Genomic DNA, 2,160 nt, shown 5'->3' with positions numbered 1-2,160 from the left:
TCTAATACGAAATTCCAGCACTAAAATTTCAAGCCGTATTCCTAAAGGCTCAAATTTAAAAGCGCCGTTTTAAAGACGAAATTTTAAAATTTCACGCCTCAGACGCGCTGTACCTATGAACCTAAACGAACCGCGATGAGCCTGAGAGCACCTTAAAACGCCGAGCAAACTACAACTAACCCAAGCGCGCCAAAATTCAGAGCCGAGCCGCCCAAGCCACGAATCATAGCGGCTTTAACCGGCTAGGGGCCCCGCAGCTCTCACGCTCCTTCGCGAGCCCGCACCTCGTCCTCGACCTCTTGCAAAAACCGCTCCACGAGCTTGCTCTCCTCGAGTTTAGCGACTACTTCGCCGTGGCGCATCACGATGCCGCGCCCGTTGCCGAACGCGATCGCCACGTCCGCGCCCTTCGCCTCGCCGATCGCATTTACGACGCAGCCCATGACGCTGATATTTAGCGGCGTTTTGATATGCGCGGTTTTTTCTTCGACGATTTTGATCGCGCTTAGCAGATCGCTTTGCAAACGCCCGCAGGTAGGGCACGAGATGATATTGACGCCGCTTTTTTGCACGCCCGCGTCCTGCAGGATCGCGCGCGCGACGCGGATCTCCTCCTCAAGCTCGCCCGTGATGCTCACGCGCATCGTATCGCCGATCCCCTCCATCAGAAGCGCGCCTAGCGCGATCGCGCTCTTGATGCTCGCGTGAAATTTCGTCCCCGCCTCGGTCACGCCCAGATGAAAAGGATACTCGCATAGCGGGCGCAGCGCGCGATACGCAGCCACCGTGCTCGGCGCGTCGGAGGTCTTAAGCGAGATCGCGATGTCGCTAAAGTCCTCATCCTGCAGCAGCGCGGCGTTATACAGCGCGCTTTGCACCATCGCCTCGACGCTGCGGCCGTATTTTTGCTCAAACTGCTCCTCAAGCGAGCCCAAATTTACGCCGATGCGGATAGGCAAGCTGCGAGCTTTGCACGCGCGCACGACCTCTTTAATGCGGTCCTTGCCGCCGATATTGCCCGGATTGATGCGGATAGCATCGACAAACTCCGCAACCTGCAGCGCCAAGCGAAAATTAAAATGGATGTCCGCTACGATGGGAAGCGGCGAGCTTTTTTTGATCCGCGCGAGCGCGTCCGCGTCCTGCTTATCAAGCACCGCGCAACGCACGATGTCGCAGCCCGCGAAATACAGGCGATTAATCTGCTCTAGCGTGCCCTCCACGTCCTTCGTTTTAGAAAAGCTCATCGACTGCACGGAGATGGGCGCGCCGCCGCCGATTTTGACGGAGCCGACGGAGATTTGGCGGGTCGGATAGCGATTTTTCAAATTTAAGCCTTTAGAATTTTTTGCGCTATTTTATTCAAAACGGGGTTAAAATTTAATAATTCGCGCTTGCCAGCCGCCATAGAATTTCGCCTGCAAAATTTCACCCGCTAAATTTTGCTTTCGCGCTTGCAAAAAATTTCATTTCGCCGCGAAATTTGAGCAAATAAAGTTCTATAAAATTCCGCCATCTAATAAAATTCTAAAAATTCCGGCGACAAATGAAACTCTCAAAATTTGATGGCAAGCGAAATTTAATAAACCACGCAGCTAAGCAAAATTCTGCGAATTTAGCAGGTGGGCGAAGTCCTCGACATAAAATTACGAAATTAAGCTCTTGAAATTTCGGTGAAATTTTAACAGCAGTATCGTCGCAGTGCCTGCTCGTGCAAAACGAGTGCAGTCTGGTTTATCCTAGCAGCGCGGCATGCAGCCGTGAAATTTCAAAGCCCGTGAATGAAATATGAAAATTTTATTTTTAATTGCAGCAGTAGGGCATTTTTCGCACGGCGGCAAAGCCGAAAAAACGTCAGCCGTTCGTGTTTGCACACCGCGCCAGTATCGCGATCTTATAAAGGCAGCAAAATTTAAACCGCCTACGCATATAAATTGCGCCGGCGTGCCGCCTAGGCTAGCGCACTAGCTCCATATTCACCTTGACCCTGCTCATCTTGTCCTGCAGCATATCCATCACCGACTCATTGCGCGACGAAGCGTCATCCGTCGGGGCTTCGTGCTGCTGCCACTTGCTTTTCGGCGCTGCGGGGCCCCACTGCGACGAAAATATCAGCCCGCGCTTTTTCTCGGTCTCAGGCGCAGGCTCGTAAGGCTGTGG

General features: G+C 52.9%; 2 protein-coding genes. Both read right to left on the bottom strand.

Going from position 1 to position 2,160, the window contains the following annotated elements:
* Positions 1-260: 260 nt before the first annotated feature.
* Entirely contained in the window at positions 261-1,328 is a 1,068-nt protein-coding gene (ispG, locus tag Q0256_RS10605; RefSeq protein WP_297962846.1) for a flavodoxin-dependent (E)-4-hydroxy-3-methylbut-2-enyl-diphosphate synthase, read from the bottom strand.
* Positions 1,329-1,956: 628 nt separating this feature from the next.
* On the bottom strand, positions 1,957-2,160 hold a 204-nt coding region (locus Q0256_RS10600; protein ID WP_297962844.1), incomplete at its 5' end, for a hypothetical protein.

The organism is uncultured Campylobacter sp., assembly GCF_937949835.1.
Taxonomy (GTDB): domain Bacteria; phylum Campylobacterota; class Campylobacteria; order Campylobacterales; family Campylobacteraceae; genus Campylobacter_B.
This window is presented reverse-complemented; position numbering and strand designations above follow the sequence as displayed.